Source organism: Psychrobacter pacificensis (assembly GCF_900101915.1).
Taxonomy (GTDB): Bacteria; Pseudomonadota; Gammaproteobacteria; order Pseudomonadales; family Moraxellaceae; genus Psychrobacter; species Psychrobacter pacificensis.
Genome location: NZ_FNAL01000002.1, coordinates 108,676 through 130,564, shown reverse-complemented (window position 1 = coordinate 130,564; position 21,889 = coordinate 108,676). Strand labels below are relative to the sequence as shown.

General features: G+C 45.5%; 19 protein-coding genes. 11 read left to right on the top strand and 8 right to left on the bottom strand.

Annotation, left to right across the window (positions count from 1 at the left end; translation table 11 throughout):
- Nucleotides 1–87: 87 nt before the first annotated feature.
- From BLR43_RS01985 to BLR43_RS01970, 4 genes are all read right to left on the bottom strand, one after another.
- Nucleotides 88–429, bottom strand: a complete 342-nt coding sequence (locus BLR43_RS01985; protein WP_228724567.1) for a L,D-transpeptidase family protein — start codon at nt 427–429, stop codon at nt 88–90.
- A 107-nt stretch (nt 430–536) separates the two neighbouring features.
- On the bottom strand, nt 537–1,343 hold the full coding sequence (locus tag BLR43_RS01980; RefSeq protein WP_071001839.1) for an SDR family NAD(P)-dependent oxidoreductase: 807 nt from the start codon (nt 1,341–1,343) through the stop codon (nt 537–539).
- Nucleotides 1,344–1,415: 72 nt separating this feature from the next.
- A complete protein-coding gene (locus BLR43_RS01975; RefSeq protein ID WP_071001840.1) occupies nt 1,416–3,119 on the bottom strand; it encodes an AMP-binding protein in 1,704 nt (567 codons plus the stop codon).
- 267 nt (nt 3,120–3,386) lie between these two features.
- A complete protein-coding gene (locus BLR43_RS01970; protein ID WP_093068457.1) occupies nt 3,387–4,505 on the bottom strand; it encodes a DNA topoisomerase IB in 1,119 nt (372 codons plus the stop codon).
- A gap of 186 nt (nt 4,506–4,691) precedes the next feature.
- Here BLR43_RS01970 and BLR43_RS13710 point away from each other — a divergent pair, with 186 nt between their 5' ends.
- Complete coding sequence (locus BLR43_RS13710) at nt 4,692–4,922, top strand: hypothetical protein (RefSeq protein ID WP_201587716.1); 231 nt, start codon at nt 4,692–4,694, stop codon at nt 4,920–4,922.
- A gap of 6 nt (nt 4,923–4,928) precedes the next feature.
- Here BLR43_RS13710 and ppnP read toward each other — a convergent pair whose 3' ends face one another.
- The 4 genes from ppnP to BLR43_RS01945 all read right to left on the bottom strand — a co-directional run bounded on the left by ppnP (nt 4,929) and on the right by BLR43_RS01945 (nt 7,942).
- A complete protein-coding gene (gene ppnP / locus BLR43_RS01960; RefSeq protein WP_093068220.1) occupies nt 4,929–5,213 on the bottom strand; it encodes a pyrimidine/purine nucleoside phosphorylase in 285 nt (94 codons plus the stop codon).
- Nucleotides 5,214–5,255: 42 nt separating this feature from the next.
- A protein-coding gene (prfB, locus tag BLR43_RS01955) for a peptide chain release factor 2 (RefSeq protein WP_143007403.1) occupies nt 5,256–6,351 on the bottom strand; the annotation gives its coding sequence in 2 pieces (ribosomal slippage) (nt 5,256–6,278 and nt 6,280–6,351; 1,095 coding nt in all).
- A gap of 115 nt (nt 6,352–6,466) precedes the next feature.
- A complete protein-coding gene (locus BLR43_RS01950) occupies nt 6,467–7,168 on the bottom strand; it encodes an HAD family hydrolase (RefSeq protein WP_071001844.1) in 702 nt (233 codons plus the stop codon).
- 237 nt (nt 7,169–7,405) lie between these two features.
- Entirely contained in the window at nt 7,406–7,942 is a 537-nt protein-coding gene (locus BLR43_RS01945; protein WP_093068214.1) for a gamma carbonic anhydrase family protein, read from the bottom strand.
- Between the two features lie 270 nt (nt 7,943–8,212).
- Between BLR43_RS01945 and BLR43_RS01940 the strand changes: the two genes are divergently transcribed.
- The 10 genes from BLR43_RS01940 (at nt 8,213) to BLR43_RS01900 (ending at nt 21,888) form a co-directional block, all read left to right on the top strand.
- The gene (locus tag BLR43_RS01940) at nt 8,213–8,761 is read left to right on the top strand and encodes a phosphatase PAP2 family protein (protein WP_093068211.1); all 549 of its coding nucleotides are present in this window, start codon (nt 8,213–8,215) and stop codon (nt 8,759–8,761) included.
- Nucleotides 8,762–9,045: 284 nt separating this feature from the next.
- A complete protein-coding gene (gene carA / locus BLR43_RS01935) occupies nt 9,046–10,287 on the top strand; it encodes a glutamine-hydrolyzing carbamoyl-phosphate synthase small subunit (protein ID WP_093068207.1) in 1,242 nt (413 codons plus the stop codon).
- A gap of 152 nt (nt 10,288–10,439) precedes the next feature.
- The gene (carB, locus tag BLR43_RS01930) at nt 10,440–13,703 is read left to right on the top strand and encodes a carbamoyl-phosphate synthase large subunit (protein WP_093068203.1); all 3,264 of its coding nucleotides are present in this window, start codon (nt 10,440–10,442) and stop codon (nt 13,701–13,703) included.
- 326 nt (nt 13,704–14,029) lie between these two features.
- A complete protein-coding gene (greA, locus tag BLR43_RS01925) occupies nt 14,030–14,506 on the top strand; it encodes a transcription elongation factor GreA (RefSeq protein WP_058025194.1) in 477 nt (158 codons plus the stop codon).
- Nucleotides 14,507–15,007: 501 nt separating this feature from the next.
- The gene (locus BLR43_RS01920; RefSeq protein WP_071001850.1) at nt 15,008–15,910 is read left to right on the top strand and encodes a hypothetical protein; all 903 of its coding nucleotides are present in this window, start codon (nt 15,008–15,010) and stop codon (nt 15,908–15,910) included.
- Nucleotides 15,911–16,147: 237 nt separating this feature from the next.
- Complete coding sequence (locus tag BLR43_RS01915) at nt 16,148–17,416, top strand: putative DNA modification/repair radical SAM protein (RefSeq protein WP_071001851.1); 1,269 nt, start codon at nt 16,148–16,150, stop codon at nt 17,414–17,416.
- A gap of 318 nt (nt 17,417–17,734) precedes the next feature.
- The gene (locus BLR43_RS01910) at nt 17,735–18,607 is read left to right on the top strand and encodes a TIGR03915 family putative DNA repair protein (RefSeq protein ID WP_071001852.1); all 873 of its coding nucleotides are present in this window, start codon (nt 17,735–17,737) and stop codon (nt 18,605–18,607) included.
- Between the two features lie 153 nt (nt 18,608–18,760).
- Complete coding sequence (locus BLR43_RS01905) at nt 18,761–20,137, top strand: glycosyltransferase (RefSeq protein WP_093068198.1); 1,377 nt, start codon at nt 18,761–18,763, stop codon at nt 20,135–20,137.
- 67 nt (nt 20,138–20,204) lie between these two features.
- The gene (locus tag BLR43_RS13765) at nt 20,205–20,582 is read left to right on the top strand and encodes an agmatine deiminase family protein (RefSeq protein ID WP_227674257.1); all 378 of its coding nucleotides are present in this window, start codon (nt 20,205–20,207) and stop codon (nt 20,580–20,582) included.
- Nucleotides 20,515–21,888, top strand: coding sequence for an NAD-dependent succinate-semialdehyde dehydrogenase (locus tag BLR43_RS01900; protein WP_093068195.1), 1,374 nt, complete (start codon nt 20,515–20,517; stop codon nt 21,886–21,888). Before BLR43_RS13765 ends, BLR43_RS01900 begins: the two co-directional genes overlap by 68 nt.
- Nucleotide 21,889 lies beyond the last annotated feature (1 nt).

Genomic DNA, 21,889 nt, shown 5'->3' with positions numbered 1-21,889 from the left:
TTGTTGTAAATTCAAGAGAAATCTCCGTTGAATATGGTAATAAGCAATGCACTTATTGAGTATAGACCCAATCATAATCCGACTATGCTACTCCACGATTTCAATAGGCGTACCAAGTATCACCGATACCATAATCTCATCCATCTCGGTATTGGTCACCGCGATACAACCATCGGTCCAATCGCGTCGTTGATTCAACCAGCCCAAATGTCCAAAGCCATTCATTTGCCCATGAATCATAATGTCGCCGCCCGGATTGACCTCTAATGACTTCGCTCGTGCCTTGTCTTCATCATTTGGATAGCTAATATGGATAGAGCGATGTGCAATAACACTGGCGCTGATAACGACAGTAACGCCAATACTGATCAGCCAGCTATATGGGCTCAGCTTATCTGATGAGTGTGTTTTTTTGCAAAAAAATGACATAGGCTTTGATCCTCATGATGAGTTTTTTGTCATTAATCATATGTATCAAAGCACTATGTCAGACTATTTAGATAAGTTTTGTGCAAAACGAATGAATTACTCAAATGTTACACCATACGAATTGCCCCATCTAAGCGGATGACTTCACCATTTAGATAGGCATTATCAATGATATGAGTGACCAGCTTGGCAAACTCATTGGGAGCGCCCAAACGTTTGGGATAAGGCACGCCTGCTTCTAGCTGCTCGCGAGCTTTTTCAGGAATGCTCTCCATCATCGGGGTAGCAAAGACACCTGGCGCGATGGTCATAACGCGGATGCCATGACGTGCCAGCTCACGAGCAAGCGGCAAGGTCAGACCAACCACGCCTGCCTTGGAAGAAGAATAGCTGGCTTGACCCACTTGACCATCAAAGGCTGCGATAGAAGCTGTATTAATAATAATGCCTTGATCTACATTCTTTTGTACATGGTTTTTTTCTGCATGCTCGCCTGCATTGCTATCATTCGCTATGCGTTTGGCAATGCTAGCCGCGACCAAACGCGCAACGTTAAATGAACCGACCAGATTGACATTGACCCCGCGGCTAAATGACTCAAGGTCTGCCGGATTGTTATCACAATCCAGTAGCTTTTGTACCACTACGATACCCGCACAGTTGATTGAGCCTTGTAAGCCGCCAAAAGCTGACTCTGCCATTTCAACCGCTGATTGTACTTCATCGCCTTTAGTGATGTCACAGCGCACAAAGCGCGTACTATCACCCAGCTCAGCGACCAGTGCTTGCCCTGCTGATTCGTTTAGATCAGCGATGACGACGTTGCCGCCTTGAGAGACAATTGCCCGAGCCACTGACTCACCCAAACCTGATGCACCACCTGTGACCAAAAAGCTGTTTTCTTGAATTTGCATGATTATTCCTTTAAATCTTCATTTTTTATTAGCTGTTTTCTATGAATTATCTATAAACGCTCTATCGGGTAGTTACGCGGCAGATAAACTGCGTAGCAAAAAGCGTTGAATTTTGCCACTTGGTGTTTTTGGTAACTCGGTCACAAACTCGACCTCACGTGGATAGGCATGAGTGGATAGACGTTTACGCACCAGCTCTTGAATTTCTTTGGCGATTTGCTCGCTACCTTCGACGCCTTCTTTTAATACCACATAAGATTTGATCGTATGTCCACGCACTTCGTCTGGCACGCCCACAGCCGCAGATTCTGCCACTGCGTCATGCTCTAAGACGGTGTTTTCGACATCAGTAGGCCCCACGCGGTAACCTGCCGTAATGATAATGTCATCATCACGTCCTGAGAACCAATAGCTGCCGTCACTATGACGCTCAACCACATCACCTGTCAGATAGTAGTCATCTACAAAGGCTTGCTTCTCATTCCAGCTATAACCACGGAAATAAAACGCAGGTGACTGACTAACCACGACTGCTAACTGTCCTTGCTCACCATCTGGTAGTACCTTCATATTATCATCCAATACGACCAGCGTGTGACCTGGTAGCGCCATTCCCATCGAGCCAACTGGTGATTCGTGTTTTAGCGCATGATGCGCACAGCACGTCATGCCCGTTTCTGTTTGACCGTAATGATCTTTTACCTGACAGCCCAGATAGGTCTCGACCCAGTTAACGACTTCGGTGTTCAATGTTTCCCCTGCCGAGTTGGCACAGCGCAAAGCGAGTTTGGCGTTATTGTCTTCATTAACGTTGTCAAAAACGCCGCTGGATTTCATCATACGAAATGCCGTTGGTGAAGAGGCCAAATTGGTGATCTGATGACGCATCATAAAGTCGCGCGTATTGGTCGCGTCAAATCCTGCTTCATTAAAATAAGTCGTGATCCCTAATAGCAGTGGCCCTGTGATGGCGTAATACAATCCATACGCCCAGCCAGGATCGGCCATGTTCCAATATTGATCGTCTGCGCGTAGGTCAATGGCATAACGCATATAGAGATAAAACGCAGGTAAGGCTGATAATGGCACACTCACGCCTTTTGACTTACCGACTGTCCCTGAGGTAAACATCTGCAAAAATGGTGCATCCGTATCGAGCATAACGGGTTCTATCGTTTGCGCCTGTGATTCCATGGACTGACGGTAGTGATCGTCACCCCACGTCTGAGCATCTTCAGTACTGCCGACCAATACCATTTTGGTTTGCACAGCCAAATCATCAAACTTGCTGCGGTTCTCTACATTGGTAAAAACGACTTTGGTATCGGCTTTATCCATGCGATATTTGATTGAGTCATAGCCAAAAGCGGTGAATAATGGCTGATATACCGCGCCGATGCGCCATGTTGCCAATACAACGGTCAGTAGCTCAGGTGTACGCGGTAGCATCGTCGCTACTTTGTCCCCCGCTTTTACGCCATACGACTGTAGTAAGTTAGCGACTTGCGCACTGGCTTTATCAAGCTCACCAAAGCTCATGCGCGTGACATTGCCTGCCGTATCTTCGTGTACCAGTGCAGCATTATCCGCGCGGCCATCACGGACATGACGACCACAGCACGCCATATAGGCATTTAAGCGATCGTCGACATGTTCGCCAAAGATTTCTGACAGCAATGTATCCATGTCAAAATTATTATAATAATCGGTATAGTTTTTTGGTGTCGTTGAAGCATCTGTGTGACTGAGGGTAGGAGTTTGAGAAGCGGTATTCATAAGCTAATCCTTTAGCAATAGCAGATAAAATGATATTCATATTGTAAAACGGTCACATCCTATAGACCGTTTAATATCTTTGTATTTAACATGCTCTATTAGTAACGTATTTTTATACTTATTTCAATACATAACGTATCATTTTTATTTTATATAAATAAGCATGACCTATAACTATTTATCATCAAATAGCTAATAGTAAACTTAAAAAACTTGTAGGATCAAATATTTAAATTATTTTTGAAGTACTTTCTCAAGAATCGATATTTAACGATCAGCACTGAGAAAACCTAGTAAGGCTTTCTCCTCACAGCTTTGGTATTTTTTCGTACGACCGCGGCGTGCTTGTTTGTAGTCATCATAAAATTCCCCTGCCAAAAAACGCTCAATAATGATGGGGTGAATATACGACGCGCGGCATACGGTTGGCGTATTGCCCAGCTCTGCCGCCACGCTTTTTACCATATCGGTGACCAGCTGCTGACGCTCAGCACTTTCTGGTGCGCTGGCAAGTATGTTAGCGCCTGCCGTCGTTTGTAGCTCATCATATAGATAACTTGCCGCGAGTACACTTGCCATCCATGTTCGAAAATCTTTTGCACTATATAATTTGCTTTCGCAGTCCATACCGCATGTATGCATTCGCAAGTAGTCGTTGATATCGCTACTGTCGACGACTTGTTTATGTCCATTGTCATCTAAGTATTTAAATATTTGATAGCCCGGCAGCTCAGAACATGCCTGCACGATGTCAATCAAACGCTCATCTTGCAGCTCAATGTGGTGTTCTTTGGCGCTTTTTCCGACAAAATCAAACGCCAGTCCATTATCCGTTTCGCTGACATGCTTACTACGTAGCGTACTCAGACCATAGCTTTTATTTTGCTTGGCATAGCGGCTATTACCAATACGAATCAACGTGGTTTCAAGCAATTTGACCACGGCAGCGAGTACATTGGTGCGTGACAATGATTCTGCTTCCAAATCTGTCTCGACCTGCGCGCGTAAATTGGGCAGCGCCTCTGCAAAGCCTATCATCGCATCAAACTTGGCTTGGTCACGAATATTATTCCACAAGGGATGATACAAGTACTGCTTGCGTGATTTTTCATCGCGTCCTGTCGATTGCAGATGACCTTTTTCGTCTTGGCATATCCACACCTCCGACCACATAGGCGGTATCACCAATGCATCAAAACGCTGACGCAATGCTTTGTCTTTGACTGTCTTGCCCGTTGCATCACGATAGGTAAAGCCGCGGCCCCAACGTCTACGCTCATAACCTGGTTCGTCGTCACTCACATAACGCAGATTGGCACGGCGTGCGAGACGCTCATAATCATGGCGCACATCCTGCGTCGTCGACTGCTCGTTTGTTTTGCCCATAAAAAACTCATCTAATAATTTAATGGTTTTAGCATAATCAACTGCGCTTATTTTTGCTGTTTGTTTGCCACGGACAAAGTGTAATCCTGTGTAAAATAAAGCAGTGATAAAAATAGCGATACGGGTTCTAAATGTTGCATTTTTGAGGCTTAATTCAGCACTACTCACGACTTAAGTTTATAAAAAATGAACCACTCTTCTATCAAGATAACACCACTCTCTAAGACCGATTACGAGTTGTGGTTAATATTGTGGCAAAACTATCTCACGTTCTATGAGACCAGCTTGCCATCAGGCACGACGGAGACGACGTGGCGCAATCTGCTTGATAAGGGTAAGCTAGAGAATGACATGCCCACAAAAAAAGCCAAGCATCAAATACTTGGCTTTTTTTATTTTGATACTACTTTACAATAAAAGTCATTATTTACCATACAGGCATAAATAAGCGGTTTCGACGTCAACTTTTACTTGGAATTTTTGATTGGCTTCAACGGTGAATTGCTCGCCAGCATTAAACGTTTGCCATTCATCACTCTCTGGTAGCTTGACCGTCAATGCACCGTTAACCACGCTCATGGTTTCAAACTCACTGGTGCCAAATTCATACTCACCAATTTCCATAACACCTACCGTTGCAGGCTTGGTTGCTGTTTGAAAGGCAATCGAAGTGACTTTATTATCAAAATAATTATTTACGCTTGGCATAATCTTCCTTAATTACATGTTAGTTGGTATTTGAATTCTATTTTATAGACCTGCTTTTAGACTGGCTTCGATAAACTGATCGAGGTCGCCATCTAGTACCGCGCCCGTGTTGAAGGTTTCAACGCCGGTACGCAGATCCTTGATACGAGAATCATCGAGCACGTATGAGCGAATTTGACTGCCCCAACCGACATCGGACTTATTGTCTTCAACCGCTTGTTGTTTTTCCATACGTTTTTGCATCTCAAGCTCATAGAGCTTAGCACGTAGCATCTTCATTGCCGTGGCTTTGTTGCCATGCTGACTACGCTCATTCTGACAAGTCACCACCACCCCACTTGGCTCATGGGTAATACGTACTGCAGAATCAGTTGTGTTGACGTGCTGACCGCCCGCTCCTGAGGAGCGATAGGTATCGATACGCAAGTCAGCAGGATTGATGTCAATCTCGACATTATCATCAATCTCAGGCGAGACAAACACCGCCGCAAACGAGGTATGACGACCGTTATTGCTATCGAATGGTGATTTACGTACCAAACGATGGACGCCAATCTCAGTACGCAGCCAACCAAACGCGTAGTCGCCTTTAATCTCAATGGTGGCCGACTTGATACCCGCGACACTGCCAGCAGACACTTCAATCACGTCTACCTTAAAGCCATGCGCTTCCGCCCAGCGTGTATACATACGCAGCAGCATCTCCGCCCAGTCTTGGGCTTCAGTACCGCCACTGCCCGACTGGATATCCAAGTAGCAGTTGTTTGGATCCATCTCGCCGCTAAACATACGGCGGAACTCTAGATCAGCCACGCGCTGCTCAGCATCATCTAGCTCGCTCTGTACATCGGCAAGCAAGGACTCATCCTCTGCTTCTACTGCCAGCTCTAGCATGGCAGACGCATCTTCTAGCGTGGTTTCAAGAGAGACCACCACATCGATGACACCATCAAGCTGGCTTTTTTCTTTATTGATCTTGGTGGCTCGCTCTGGATCATTCCATAGCTCAGGATTTTCTAATTCTAAATTGACTTCCTCTAAGCGTTCTTGCTTACCATCGAAGTCAAAGATACCTCCGCAAATCCTGCCCGCGCTCGGATAAATCTTTAATCTGTTCTTGATACGGATTGATTTCCATAAGTGTTCCTGTTTTTCTAAAAAAATAAATAACGCATTTGGCGCTATTTTAAATGAGATTAAGCATAAATGGTTGTCTAATTATTCTTGTTCCTACTATTACTAGATTAAGCAATCTAGATTGACCAATCTTCTATGGCCCAGCGATGCGCCAAGGCATGAGCATGTAGCGCCTCATCAGGTGACACACAGATCGCCACATCCGCCCATTCTAGCAATGGAATGTCGTTTTTGGAGTCTGAATAGGCATAGGTTTTTTCAAAGGTGATGCCCGCTGCTTGCTGCTTATCAAGCCACTTATCTAAATGGTAGATCTTGCCTGCCTGAAAGTTTGGTTTATCAGTCAGCTTGCCCGTATAACGATTGTCTTTGATCTCAAGCGGCGTAGCCAATACATTGGCTGACTCAATGCCAAAGCGCTTGGCAATAGCGGACACCACAAAATCGTTGGTTGCAGAAATAATCACCACATCGTGCCCTTGCTCAATATGCTGGCACAATGCTTCCATTGCTTTTGGGCGAATATGCGGCTCAATTTCACTTTTGATATAGTCTTCTCTTAGCTTATCAAGTCTATCAAGCGGCAGACTACTCAAAAACTGCGCGACGAATTCATTGTACTCTGTCGCATCTAACGTCCCTTCGATATAGTCATTATAAAACTTCTGGTTGGCTGTACGGTACTCAGCCTCATCGACAAGGTCGTGCTTGACGATATACTCACCCCACAGATAGTCACTATCGACATCCAGTAAGGTATGATCTAAATCAAATAACGCCAGTTGTTTTTGTTGTTTTTGTGCTGGATTTGCCTGCATGGTGAGACCTTATCGTTGGTTGCGAAAAAATATGAATCTTTTAGGGCGTGTTGAACATTCGCAAATAGGCACTGCTGATCGCTAAAATTGTTCCAGACAAGGCACAAAGCGACGATAATGCAGATGCCTTAGCGAGATTTGTAACGCAGTATGGGGCAATTTTAGCATCAGCCCCAACGATAAAAGCAGGGGACAGGACTCTTTTTTGCCGCTTCATCGTTAAAAATAAGCGCTTAGTTAGTCAGGCATCGCTATTTCTGTTAAACCTGTTTTGAATTTTTGACAACGCTCAGCATAATGCAGCGCTGACATTTTCAACATCGCTACTTGCTCATCTGTCAGTGTCTTAACGACTTTGGCAGGCGCGCCCATCACCAGGGAATTGTCAGGAATAACCTGACCTTCAGTAATTAAGGCTTTCGCCCCTATCAGGCAGTTTTTACCTATTTTGACATTATTGAGTACTACCGCACCGATACCAATCAAACTATTGTCACCGATCTCACAGCCATGCAGCATCGCTAGATGGCCAATAGTCACGTAATCACCGATAGTCACTTTGATACCTGCATCAGTGTGAATCACACTATTTTCTTGCACATTACTATAGTCGCCGATATGAATACGATCGTTATCGCCGCGTATCACCGCACCAAACCAAACATTGGCCTGATGACCCAAATACACATCACCGATTACTTGTGCTGAGTCAGCAATCCAACCGTTGAACGGTACAGCAAACTCAGGGGTTTTGTCTAAATATTTAAATATCATCGTTTTTCCTTAGTAAGGATAATGTTATTTTGGAGTAAGTCATTGGTTATACCACAATCATTTTTATGCTTATTTGATTCGCATGTCAAAGAAGCATCTCACTTTGGACCTTTGGACCATAGCCATAAAAAATATATTTTACAGTATACAATCCCATTTAATACCTTATCGTATGTCCACTTTATAGTACAATTAGCAAGGCCAACATTCTCATTTTGCTATCGTAGCGCCTGCCCTAACAAGTACCGCTACCCTACTAAGGACGCATCCATGCTTCGCGAAACACACGTACCTATTATCTTGTTGGCAAGTAGTGTGATCATCACCGCGCCCAGTTATGCTGAAGATACCTCAAGTTTGGAGAGAGCCGGTGACATTGTTGCGGTTGCCATACCTGCCATTGCTTATGGCAGCACGCATTATATGAATGATAAAGAGGGACGTCAGCAATTTTATCAATCATTTGCTACCAATCTTGCCGTGACCTATGCTGTGAAGTCAACCATTAATAAAGAGCGCCCTGACCATAGCGACAATGACTCCTTCCCATCAGGACATACTTCTTTGGCATTTCAGGGCGCAAGCTTCATTCATAAACGCTATGGATTAGAATATAGTATTCCAGCTTATGTTGGCGCAACTTTTGTGGGTTATAGCCGTGTTAAAGCGGAAAAACATGATGTGGCTGATGTATTTGCTGGTGCAGCACTAGGGGTTGCCAGTAGTATGTATTTGACCAAAAGCTATAACGATCAGCTTCTCCTCACAACCAATCTTGCGCCTGACTATTACGGGCTGTCTATCCACTACCAGTTTTAATCACTCAGTTTTCCCTTGATACTAGCCATAAGTTACTATTTTGTATATAATACGCAAAATCTGTGCCTAAGCGAGCGGACATGATGCAAGTTACCTATTCACTATCTAGTGGGTTTTGTAGTTTTCATCAATAATGTCTTCTCGCTTTTTTGTGGAAAATTTTTGTGTGTCGTCCTTTTATTACTTCTATATGACAACAGTCAAATGCCGTAAATAAAAGGATACGGAGCAATTTTAGACCAACAAAACATGATGGCACTCACCAATAACAGCGGAGGCAATCCTTGAATTCATCGGTAGAAACACAAGCAATTTTGGCACTAGCAGACGGTACAATTTTTCGCGGTGTCAGTATCGGCAGCCTAGGTCATCGTGTTGGTGAGGTCGTATTTAATACCGCCATGACAGGGTATCAAGAAATTCTAACCGATCCAAGTTATGCGCGACAGCTGGTGACCTTGACATATCCGCATATCGGTAATACAGGCACCAATGCCGAGGATACCGAGTCTGGTAACGGTCACAAAGTATGGGCAGACGGTCTGATCATCCGTGACGCCACTATGGCCACTTCTAACTTCCGCAACTCTGAGTCGCTTAGCGACTATCTACAGCGTAACAATACCGTCGCTATCGCTGAAATTGATACACGCCAGTTGACCCGCCTATTACGTGATAAAGGCGCACAAAACGGTTGTATCATGACTGCCTCAAACGGTGAGACGATCAGCGTTGAAGATGAGCAAAAAGCGATTGAGCTGGCACAAGGCTTTGCAGGTCTAAAGGGCATGGATCTGGCAAAAGAATGCTGCACGACAGAAAGCTTTGAATGGACAGCAGGCACATGGGATCTATCAGACACCCTACTCAACCGTGACGTGGCGGGTAGCCATGACAGTGGTACTGGCGGCTTCTTTAAGCAGCTCGGCACTCATATCGATGCCAAATTCAACGTCGTCGCTTATGACTTCGGTAGCAAAACCAATATCCTACGTATGCTCGTCGACCGCGGCTGCCATGTGACGGTTGCCCCAGCACAAACGCCTATTGCTGATGTGCTCGCGATGAACCCAGACGGTATCTTCTTATCAAATGGCCCTGGCGATCCTGCCGCCTGTGACTACGCTATCGACGCCGTACGTCACATTATTGAAGAAACAGACGTACCAACGTTTGGCATCTGCTTAGGTCATCAGCTAATTGGTCTTGCCAGCGGCGCCAATACCATCAAAATGAAAACGGGCCACCATGGTGCCAACCATCCAGTACAAGATCTAGCGACTGGCACAGTGATGATCACCAGTCAAAACCATGGCTTTGCGGTTGATGAAGACACGCTACCAGAAAACGTTAAGTCAACGCATCGCTCATTATTCGATGGTACTAACCAAGGCATCGAGCTGACCAACAAGCCAGTATTTAGCTTCCAAGGTCACCCAGAGGCCAGCCCTGGCCCGCATGATTGTGGTCCGCTATTTGATAAGTTTGCTGAGATGATGGAAGCGGCTAAAACTGCTCAAGCTTAACGATTCATTATAACTTGATAATAAGTCAATGCTTGAATCGCTAAAAGCGGTTTGAGCAGTACTGTAACAACGCATTGTAAGTATAAAACGCCATAAGCGTTATCAAAAATAAAGATTACTTAAAATATCATCAAACGAAGGTAGCTCTAACTATGCCAAAACGTACCGACATAAAAAGCATTCTTATCATTGGCGCAGGCCCCATCGTTATCGGCCAAGCGTGTGAGTTTGACTACTCAGGCGCACAGGCGTGTAAAGCACTACGCGAGGAAGGCTACCGTGTCATCTTGGTCAACTCAAACCCTGCGACCATCATGACCGACCCTGTCATGGCAGATGCGACCTATATCGAGCCGATCACGTGGCAGACGGTTGAGCAAATCATTGCCAAAGAGCGTCCTGATGCAATCTTGCCAACCATGGGCGGACAGACCGCGCTCAACTGTGCGCTAGATCTAGATAAGCATGGCGTACTGACTAAGTACGACTGCGAGCTAATTGGCGCCACCAAAGACTCAATTGAGATGGCAGAAGATCGCGACTTATTCGACAAGGCGATGAAACGTATCGGCCTTGAGTGTCCGCGCGCTGAAACGGCTGAAACGATGGAAGAAGCTTTTGCCACGCAAGAAAAGATGGGCTACCCCTGTATCATTCGTCCCTCATTCACCATGGGTGGTTCGGGCGGCGGTATCGCTTATAACCGCGATGAGTTCATCGAGATTTGTGAGCGCGGCTTTGATTTATCACCAAATCATCAGCTACTCATCGATGAGTCACTCATCGGTTGGAAAGAGTACGAGATGGAAGTGGTTCGTGACAAAAACGACAACTGCATCATTATCTGTGCCATCGAAAACTTTGACCCAATGGGCGTACATACAGGCGACTCAATCACTGTCGCACCCGCGCAGACCTTGACCGATAAAGAATACCAAATCATGCGTAATGCGTCATTAGCAGTATTGCGTGAGATCGGTGTCGAAACAGGCGGCTCAAACGTCCAGTTCGGTATCAACCCTGATACGGGACGTATGGTCGTCATCGAGATGAACCCACGTGTATCACGCTCGTCTGCCCTCGCCTCAAAAGCGACTGGCTTCCCGATTGCCAAAATCGCGGCAAAACTGGCAATCGGTTATACGTTAGATGAATTGCAAAATGACATCACAGGCGGCAAAACGCCAGCCAGCTTTGAGCCTGCGCTTGATTACGTTGTCACCAAGATACCTCGTTTTAACTTTGAAAAATTCCCACAAGCGGACAACATCCTATCGACTCAGATGAAATCGGTTGGCGAAGTGATGGCGATCGGTCGTAACTTCCAAGAGTCGATGCAAAAGGCATTACGCGGTATGGAAACTGGCGCGGATGGTTTCGATGAGCAAATTGATTTATCCAAAGTCAGTGCTGAGAAGGCTCGTAGTGAGATTATCAACCGCTTAACCATTCCAACGCCTGAGCGTATCTATTACGTTGCTGATGCCTTCCGTGTCGGTATGAGCGTTGATGACGTATTTAATTACACCAAGATTGACCCGTGGTTCTTGGTACAAATCGAAGACATCGTTAAGACTGAAGCGACGGTAAAATCACTCGGCTTTGGTGGCTTAAACGAAAACAACCTACGTCGCTTTAAACGTAAAGGCTTGTCAGATTTGCGTTTGGCTAAATTGCTTGGTATCTCACAAAAGCAGCTACGCAAAAAGCGTTGGGATTTAGGCGTCTATCCCGTGTATAAGCGTGTCGATACCTGTGCTGCAGAGTTTGCGACCAGCACCGCTTATATGTACTCAACCTACGATAGCGAATGTGAAGCCAATCCAACTGACAAGAAAAAAATTATGGTCATCGGTGGCGGCCCTAACCGTATCGGTCAAGGTATCGAGTTTGATTATTGCTGTGTACATGCAGCGCTTGCCATGCGTGAAGACGGCTATGAGACCATTATGGTCAACTGTAACCCAGAAACGGTTTCAACCGATTATGACACCTCCGACCGTCTGTACTTTGAGCCAATCACATTAGAAGACGTGCTAGAAATCGTCCGTATCGAAAACCCAGACGGTGTGATTGTGCAGTTCGGTGGCCAAACGCCATTGAAACTTGCGCGTGCGCTAGAATCAGCGGGCGTAAAAATCATCGGTACGAGTCCTGATGCGATCGACCGCGCTGAAGACCGTGAGCGCTTCCAACACATGATTCAGCAGCTAAACCTTGTACAACCATCGAACGCTTTAGCAACCAGCTTAGAAGATGGCTTGGTTAAAGCAAAAGACGTAGGCTATCCATTGGTGGTACGTCCATCTTATGTGTTAGGTGGCCGCGCGATGGAAATCGTCTATAACGAAGATGAGCTAAAACATTACCTGCGCACCGCAGTACAAGCCTCAAACGAAGCGCCTGTCCTGCTTGATCGCTTCTTAGATGACGCTATCGAAGTCGATGTCGACTGCGTATGTGATGGTAATGACGTGGTCATCGGCGGTATCATGCAACATATCGAACAGGCAGGTGTCCACTCAGGTGATTCAGCATGTTCGCTACCGCCTTACTCGCTATCTAAAGAATTATGTGATGTAATGCGCGCGCAAACGGTCGCCATGGCAAAAGAGCTTGGCGTTGTCGGTCTGATGAACGTTCAGTTTGCGGTCAAAGGCGAAACGGTATACATTTTGGAGGTGAACCCACGTGCTGCACGTACCGTACCGTTTGTCTCTAAGTGTATCGGTACTTCGCTAGCGCAGGTTGCTGCTCGCTGTATGGCTGGCACCTCGCTCAAGGACCAAGGCTTTACGACTGAGATTGTCCCAGCATTTTATGCGGTCAAAGAAGCGGTGTTCCCATTTGCTAAGTTCCCAGGTGTTGATCCAATCTTGAGTCCTGAGATGAAATCAACAGGCGAAGTCATGGGCGTGGGCAAAACCTTTGGCGAAGCATTCTACAAAGCCATCATCGGTAGTAATGAGCGTCTGCCTGGCCTACCGACTGAAGGCGAGACCAAGACGGTCTTTATCTCAGTTCGTGATAGCGACAAAGGACAAATCGCCCCAATCGCCCGTCAGCTTGTAGACTTTGGCTTCAAAATCGTCTCAACGACTGGCACGCAAAAAGTACTGAGCGACGCTGGTATCGAAAGTCAGCAAATCAACAAGGTCACTGAAGGTCGTCCACATATCGTTGATGCCTTGAAAAACGGCAAAATTGACCTGATTATCAATACGACTGAAGGCAAGCAGGCACAAGAGGACTCGTTCTCTATCCGCCGCAGTGCCCTACAGGGCAAAGTCTTCTATGTCACCACGTTAGGTGCAGCCGATGCGGTTTGTAAATCTTATGCCATTGACTTACCGTTTGATGTCTATAAGTTACAAGATTTGCATGAGCAAGCAAAGTCTATTGACGCGGCTGAATAATTTCAGTAGATTAAGCATAACCGCTAAGCTTATATAAAAGCTTAGCCAAGACTTGTTATTGATTATTTTGTGATAATCATACGTTAAAAAAACAATATCTTGAAAGAGACAAACCTACAAAAGCATAGTGGCTAAATTGCGACTATGCTTTTTATTACGTAAGGTTCAGTGCGCTTGGTGCTAAAAGTAGAGGTGCTAACACACAACAGCCTATTTACTGACGACACCATCTGAACCCCGCTCTTTTTATATTTCATACTCATTGCAACAACATTGACACCATCTCCTTATGAGATGGTGTGGTGTTATTGGTTTAAGGAAAAAACATGCAACGTTATCCCATGACTCCGCAAGGACATGCAGCTTTAGAAGCTGAATTAAAACAGTTAAAAAGTGTCGACCGTCCACGCATCACCGCATCGATTGCTGAAGCCCGCGAGCACGGCGATTTAAAAGAAAACGCTGAGTACCACGCTGCCCGTGAGCAACAAGGCTTTTGCGAAGCACGTATCCGTGATATCGAAGCCAAGCTTGGCGGCGCACAAGTCATCGATCCTTCAACATTGCCAAAAGAAGGTCGTGTCGTATTTGGCGTCAGCGTCATAATCGAAAACATGGACACTGAAGAAGAAAAACAGTACAAAATCGTCGGCGATGATGAAGCCGATTTCAAGGCTGGCAAAATCTCAGTTAACTCACCAATCGCGCGTGGCCTCATCGGTAAGTTTGAAGGCGATGAAGTGCGTATCGAAACGCCAAAGGGCGTGGTGGAATACGAAGTGATGAAAGTTATCTACGACTAATAAGACTCACTATTTCTGGTCATCCGTAGGCGTGATGCTTTAAAGGCTGGATGAAAGGCGCTTTGAATAATAGCTCTTTAAATACTAGGGCTCTTAAATAGCAAACATGTTTGACAGTGACAGATACGGCTGGCTATTCGCCACCCAATAACATGAATACAAGCAACATTACGTATTGATAGCATTTATACCGTTTCGGTTACACAATGCAGCTTTTATACACGATTTGTTTTGGCGCATAATTATTTGAGTTTTTAGTGCATCGTAATTTTTATATTAGGTGATGTTACCCCGTAATATCGATGTAAATTTATACTGAAGCACTTTTACTCAAAATAATGATGGTCTGATTATAGACACCGACTATCGTCAGTACTGATACCCTCGTTATTTGGCATACTTTTTGGTGTCATTTAGCGGGGGTTTTGCTTGTTTAGACGTTAATTATTGCTGTTTTACTTATTGCTGCTTTTTTTTATTGATACTGTTAAGGAGTCTATTATGACCATGAAATCTTATACACCATCAGCACTAACCACCACGGTATCTGCAATGCTCGCAGGTATGGTGCTTGCATCCTCAGCCCATGCCGATCCTGAGATTGCGATTAGCTCATCTGCTGGTGGTAGCACGACGGTAGTTGAACAATACTCTGATGGCAAAACAGCCACTATTACTGCGACACCTAACGGTATCACCATGCAAGATGGCATGCCTTATGCCGTGACAAAAGTGACGACTGTGCCGCGCTATGTCGTTCGCCAATCTCCTGTGGTTCAAGGCAGCACGACTGTCACAAGCGTACCTGTAACCAATCGAGTGACCAATAGCGTCACCAAGGTAGACGTCGTCACGGCGCCAGTTAGCACTGTGACACAAGCCCTGCCTGTCACTACCGCTACTCCATTACCTGTGATGAATGCCCCAGCGACAACCGTCATCACTAACCAGCCATCTATCCATCCATCTGTGAGCAATCAAATCACGACGACCACGTTAGATACCTTGCAATTGACCCCGACTTTTAGCACGCCGGGTGTCGTCAATGCAAACACCAAGGTCATGAAAATCATGAAGAATAGTGCTGGACGTGAAGTTGCGGTGCCTGCCAACCATATCGCCCCTGGTGATATCATTGAGTATCACACCACATACACCAACACCACGGCACAGCCAGTTAATGACATCAATGCTATGGTTTCATTGCCAAGCGGCGTCCAGCTGGTATCGTTAAATAGCCCATTACCAACGTTTGCCACCACTGGCGGCGACACTTATAAAACCATTCAGCAAGTTGGCAATACCGTTGTTGTGCAAGAAAACTACTCTGGCCTGAAATGGAACTTAGCAAATCTTAATGCCAATGGTAATCAAACCGTCGTGATACGTGCCAAGGTTCAATAAATAATGCACTCACTACAAAATACGTATCTTTAACAGTATCATGTTGCAAAGGGTCTTGAATATTCAAGGCCTTTTTTAATGTATGTCATATCGAGTAGCATGTATGCTCGCTCACAACCTCTTGATGGATACGACACTATCTGTCGTGTTATTTTTTAAATTTTCTTATAAATACAATGACTTAATACATATTTTGGTAAAATGGTTACTCGTTAATTAATTGGTAACAACCGACTTATGGCAAACATCAATTATGAAAGATTACAGGGCAAGCTCAATATCTTGGCTGACGCTGCCAAGTATGATGTCTCTTGCTCCTCCTCCGCTGGTACTCGCAAAAACCAAGGCGGCGCTCTAGGCGATGCCTCAGCAACCGGTATCTGTCACAGCTATACCGAAGATGGTCGCTGTGTCAGTCTGCTAAAAATTCTTTTGACCAACCATTGCATCTATGATTGCGCGTATTGTACTTCACGTAAAAGCAACGACACGCCGCGCGCTGCTTTTACGGTTGAAGAAGTGGTTGATTTGACCATGCAGTTTTATCGCCGCAACTATATTGAGGGGCTATTTCTCAGCTCTGGTATATTCAAAAGTGGCGACTATACGATGGAGCGACTGGTCGAAGTTGCCAAGCTCCTGCGTACTCGCGAGCGTTTTAACGGTTATATTCATCTAAAAACTATTCCTGGCGCTTCAAAAGAGCTATTGCTAGAGGCAGGACTATATGCAGACCGTCTGAGCGTCAACATCGAAATTCCGACTAAGTCAGGGCTCGCATTGCTTGCGCCTGAGAAGTCACATGATGAGCTAAAAGCACCGATGGAAACGGTTAAAGAAGAGATTATAACTATCCGTGAGAGTCGCAAAACCCACAAAAAAGCGCCTAAATTTACGCCCGCGGGTCAGACCAGTCAAATGATCGTCGGTGCAAGTAACGAGACGGATCTGCAAGTGATTCAGCTATCGAGTCACTTTTACAAAACCTACGATCTCAAGCGTGTCTATTACTCAGGTTATGTACCGATGCTCTCTGATAATCGCTTGCCAGCGATTGGGACCCCTGTGCCGATGGTGCGCGAGAACCGTCTATATCAAGCAGATTGGTTAATGCGTTTTTATGGGTTTGGTGCGCATGAAATTGTCGAGCCAGAATCGCCATTTTTGGACTTAGACTGTGACCCAAAACTGGCGTGGGCGATACGCCATCGCGAGCATTTCCCCGTCAATATTCAGACAGCGACTTATGAGATGATCGTGCGTATCCCTGGCATCGGTACCAAGACGGCCAAAAAAATCGTCAAAGCGCGCAAATTTAACCAGTTGACGCTCTATCATCTAAAAAAGATGGGAGCCGCGGTCAACCGTGCCAAGTATTTTATCGCAACCACTGGCAAAAACGAGCACCTTGCCCATTTGACACGCGATAACTTCCGTCAGTATGTACTGGCGCAAACGCAGACCAAGTTTAAAGATCAACGTAGCGGACAGCTAGCGTTGTTTTAAATTTGGCATTGTCATAAATATAAATCAATCTAGGGCGTGTTGAACATTCGCAAATAGGCACTGCTGATCGCTAAAACTGTTCCAGACAAGGCACAAAGCGACGATAATGCAGATGCCTTAGCGAGATTTGTAACGCAGTATGGGGCAATTTTAGCATCAGCCCCAACGATAAAAAGCAGGGGACAGGACTCTTTTTTGCAGCCTCTGTCACGCGATGCGAACAGCACGCAAGAAAAATATCCCCCAGTAGCATTTGACAATACTTACATACATTTTATGGCGAGCCAAAATACATTTCACATCGTTTCAGGATAAACCATGTCAGCACTTGTGCAAAACGACAATTATACTATCGGTCAGTTAACGCCCAGCATTGTGCTGTATGAGCCAAGCTTTGAGGGCTGGCTCAGCGCGGTGTTTTATGTCTATGCCAATCGATTGCAAGAAGACGCCTCACTCAAACTCACCGCTCAAGACTGTTATATACCCTCCTTGATTGCGCAAGCGATTAGCGTCGCAACGGATGCAGACAACGCAGAGCGCGTATTGGTTAAACTAAATAGCTTGCTTGGTCGCTCAGGTATGCGCAATATCTTGTGGGGGTTTTTATCAGAAAAGGACGATATCGGCACGACTTTATTCCGTGTGGTTAAGTATGCCATTGACTACCCTAGCCGAAATATCATGCAAGATCTTGGTCACTTGGATGTGTTAGAGCTGGTACAGACGGTCAAATCCGTCGGCCGTGAAAAACATCGCATGGAGGCCTTTGTACGTTTTGAGCACACGACCGATGATATTTATTTTGCACGGGTCGAGCCTGATTTTAATGTATTGCCACTGATTGGGGAGCATTTTCGTCAGCGTTATCAAGATCAGCACTGGGCGATTTATGATCTGACACGCGGCTACGGCATTTATTATGATAAAAGTAATAGCACGCCTACTCGTCCCGCGCCGCTACAAACCATCACCGACCTTGATGATGCGGTACTACGCAATCCTGCCAGCATTCATAGCCCTGATGAGCAGCGTTATCAAAAGTTTTGGCAAGGCTACTTTACCAACGTCAATATCAAGGAGCGCAAAAATCCCAAGCTACACAGGCAATATCTACCGCAGCGATATTGGAAATACTTAAGCGAAAAACAAGTATTGCCCAACGCTGAGCATCTACAAAAACGCCGCTAAATACATTTGAGTAGTTTTGAGCCAAGAAAATTATGCTCATATCTGCTGGAAAGCCACATATCTGACGCCATCTTTTTATCTTGATGGTTGAGTTTTATGCGCTTTTAACTGACAATAGCAGCTTGATCCTCCTAACCTGTGACCTATGTTATTATGAAAGTGATGCGCCTACTGTCGTCTTTGAAGCATGATGAATCCGAGCGCGGTATTTTTCATCTTGGGCGCGCACTGGTCAAAAACGGGCATACCTCGATCATTGTTTCTAGCGCTGATGAGAGCAATGACTTGGTCAGACGGCTCAAGCGTGATGGCAATCACTATCATCAAGTCCACATGAACAAAAAATCGTGGCTGTCATTGCTGCAAGTTTCAGCACTACGGCATTTGATTGAGAAGTATGAGCCTGATGTCATTCATGTACATTCGCGCACCCCTGCATGGATATTGCATTTAGCATTGCGCCGAGCGCGGGTCAAGCGTTTCCCAAAGCTGGTCTCGACCATGTATGGGTTTTATCCTATCAATAAATACTCTCAAGCATTGCTCAATGTCGATACAATTATAACGGTCTCTGATAGCGTCACCCAATATCTAACAAGAAGACTGCGCCGCGAGGAAGCCGATCCCAAAGTCATCACGCGTATCTACCGCGGCATTGATACTCGGCGCTATCCTTATCGGCACAATCCATCGGTCTATTGGTTGCGTCATACCTTTGCGGAATATCCTGAGCTTGAGCATAAGAAGTGGCTCGTATTTCCAACGGTCATTGGCAATGAGTATGGTCAAGAATGGCTGATTGATATCTTGGGCAATCTACAAGAGCAATTTCCCAATATTCATGTCATCATTATGGACGATGATGATAAAGATGGTGATGTCGCTCATGAAGACTTTCGTCAACGTACTCACAGTCTGGGGTTGGCTGAGCGCATTACTTATGTGGGTAGCAAGCGTAATGACATGCGTGAATGGCTCTCAGCGGCCAATATCGTTATGGCACTTGCCAATGAACCAGAATCGATCGGCATTAATGCCCTGCAAGCGATTCATTTGGGCACACCTGTCATTGGCTGGGATAAAGCCGCCTTTAGCGAAATCTTACAACCGCTCTATCCGCAAGGTTTGGTAAAAGAACACAATGCCAACTCGTTATGTAAAGCGGTGCGCAATCAATTAGAAAGTGTGACGCGACCTGAGATGACCAACAAATTCACCATGCGTGAGATGATCGAAAAGACAATCGCGGTATACCAAGGATTGTACGATACTGCGCTGGCAGAAGAACAGGCTGAGGCCGATGCGCTCGCCGTACGAAGAACCAAAAGAAGCCTTAAAAAGACCTATAAACCTGCCTTTGGTGCGGCGGTCAAACATGTCGAACCCATCCCCAAACGCCCAAAAGTCAAATTGATCAAAGAAAAAGCAAGTAAAGCGGAATCGCCAGAAATAGAAGATGAAATAAAAGTAGAAGAAACAACAAAAGTAGATATCAAATCAGAAGCACCTGACGCTGATCAAAAGTCATAAGCTGACTGCCTACCTCTATCTGTGCAGGAGCCAATCTCAGTCATGATGAGATGTATTAAGCAAAAAAATGCCATTTCCAGCAATGGAAGTGGCATTTTCAATCTGTATTAAGATGAGTATTCAGTTTAAAGTTACAGAACACGAGCCTAATAAGTCATTGGTGTATGTGCACTTTGAAAAAATCTCTCCGCAGCATCAAGTAGTGGGAGTACGCATAAAAGAGATTGTCTATGGCGGCGGTAATATTCATTGTATTACAATGAACCATAATAAATCGCACTTATTAGCAAATGAAAGCATAGCAGTAACTGAAAATATAAGCATAAACACAAAAATGGATTTTAAACCCAAAAACACGCTAAAAATAAGGAAAAAGTATGAGCGATTATCAAATCAACAATCCAGCCACTGGCGAACTAGAAGCCACTTACCCTACCGCCACTGAACAAGACATCCAGCAAGTCATCGAGCAGGCTGACAACGCCTATCAAGACTGGCGTCAGGTTTCACTAAGCGAGCGCAGTGCACTACTGCATAAAATTGCCGATAGCTATCTGGAACGTCAAGACGAGCTGGCTCGTATCGTGACGGGTGAGATGGGTAAACCCGTTGCACAAGCCAAGGGTGAAATCGGTCTGGTCGCTGAGATCTATCGTTACTATGCAGACAATGCTGAGCAGCTACTCGCGCCGAATACCATTGACGTTGACTCAGGATCAGCTTCGGTAGAAAAACGTCCTGTTGGCGTTCTACTCGGTATCATGCCGTGGAATTATCCGCATTATCAAGTGGCACGTTTTGTCGCGCCAAACTTTATGGCAGGTAATACTATTATCTTAAAGCACGCGCCTCAATGCCCTAAGACTGCAGAAGTTATCGCTGATATGTTCAAAGAGGTCGGCGTACCTGAAGGTGTTTATAACAATATCTTTGCCACCAACGAGCAGGCAGCGACTATTATTCATGACAAGCGTGTACAAGGTATCTCACTCACTGGCTCTGAGCGCGCTGGACAAGCCGTTGCCAAAGAAGCAGGCGGCGCACTCAAAAAAGTCGTGTTGGAGCTTGGCGGCTCCGATGCCTTTATCGTTGCAGCAGATGCCGATATCAAACAAGCGATAAAAGGCGCGATCTCTGGTCGTTTTGGTAATGCCGGCCAAGCCTGTAACGCCGCCAAACGCCTAATCGTGCTTGAGTCTGTCTATGACAAGTTCGTTGAGGGCTTTACTGATGCTGTACGTGGTATGACATTGGCCAATCCTCTTGATGAAAAAACCTTTATCGGCCCAATGTCTTCAAAGGCTGCCGCGGTCAATCTGCAAGCGCAGTTAGATAGTGCCGTTGAAGCAGGCGCGACGGTCCTAGTAGAAGGTGGACTGGTCAAAGATAAGCCTGGTGCATGGTTCAAACCTGCGGTACTAACAGATGTCACTGAATCAATGGATGTCTACCGTGAAGAGTTGTTTGGTCCTGTCGCTGTCGTCTACAAGGCTCGTGATGTCGATCACGCTATCAAGATTGCTAATGATGTGCCTTTTGGTCTTGGTGCTTCTATCCAAACGCAAGATGCTGCCCTAGCTGCTGATATTGCTGATAAATTAGAAGTGGGCATGGTCACTATCAACGCGCCGTCTGGTACCGAAGCCAATACCCCATTTGGCGGCGTTAAACGTTCAGGATTTGGTCGCGAGCTTGGTACGCTTGGTATCACTGAGTTCTTAAACTATAAGCTTATCCGTGATAAGTCTTAAT

Excerpts from the sequence above, each read along its gene's own strand:
- BLR43_RS01985 (WP_228724567.1), bottom strand. The coding sequence starts at position 429 with ATGTCATTTTTTTGCAAAAAAACACACTCATCAGATAAGCTGAGCCCA.
- BLR43_RS01980 (WP_071001839.1), bottom strand. The coding sequence starts at position 1,343 with ATGCAAATTCAAGAAAACAGCTTTTTGGTCACAGGTGGTGCATCAGGT.
- BLR43_RS01975 (WP_071001840.1), bottom strand. The coding sequence starts at position 3,119 with ATGAATACCGCTTCTCAAACTCCTACCCTCAGTCACACAGATGCTTCA.
- BLR43_RS01970 (WP_093068457.1), bottom strand. The coding sequence starts at position 4,505 with ATGGGCAAAACAAACGAGCAGTCGACGACGCAGGATGTGCGCCATGAT.
- BLR43_RS13710 (WP_201587716.1), top strand. The coding sequence starts at position 4,692 with ATGAACCACTCTTCTATCAAGATAACACCACTCTCTAAGACCGATTAC.
- ppnP (WP_093068220.1), bottom strand. The coding sequence starts at position 5,213 with ATGCCAAGCGTAAATAATTATTTTGATAATAAAGTCACTTCGATTGCC.
- BLR43_RS01950 (WP_071001844.1), bottom strand. The coding sequence starts at position 7,168 with ATGCAGGCAAATCCAGCACAAAAACAACAAAAACAACTGGCGTTATTT.
- BLR43_RS01945 (WP_093068214.1), bottom strand. The coding sequence starts at position 7,942 with ATGATATTTAAATATTTAGACAAAACCCCTGAGTTTGCTGTACCGTTC.
- BLR43_RS01940 (WP_093068211.1), top strand. The coding sequence starts at position 8,213 with ATGCTTCGCGAAACACACGTACCTATTATCTTGTTGGCAAGTAGTGTG.
- carB (WP_093068203.1), top strand. The coding sequence starts at position 10,440 with ATGCCAAAACGTACCGACATAAAAAGCATTCTTATCATTGGCGCAGGC.
- greA (WP_058025194.1), top strand. The coding sequence starts at position 14,030 with ATGCAACGTTATCCCATGACTCCGCAAGGACATGCAGCTTTAGAAGCT.
- BLR43_RS01920 (WP_071001850.1), top strand. The coding sequence starts at position 15,008 with ATGACCATGAAATCTTATACACCATCAGCACTAACCACCACGGTATCT.
- BLR43_RS01915 (WP_071001851.1), top strand. The coding sequence starts at position 16,148 with ATGGCAAACATCAATTATGAAAGATTACAGGGCAAGCTCAATATCTTG.
- BLR43_RS01910 (WP_071001852.1), top strand. The coding sequence starts at position 17,735 with ATGTCAGCACTTGTGCAAAACGACAATTATACTATCGGTCAGTTAACG.
- BLR43_RS01905 (WP_093068198.1), top strand. The coding sequence starts at position 18,761 with ATGAAAGTGATGCGCCTACTGTCGTCTTTGAAGCATGATGAATCCGAG.
- BLR43_RS13765 (WP_227674257.1), top strand. The coding sequence starts at position 20,205 with ATGCCATTTCCAGCAATGGAAGTGGCATTTTCAATCTGTATTAAGATG.
- BLR43_RS01900 (WP_093068195.1), top strand. The coding sequence starts at position 20,515 with ATGAGCGATTATCAAATCAACAATCCAGCCACTGGCGAACTAGAAGCC.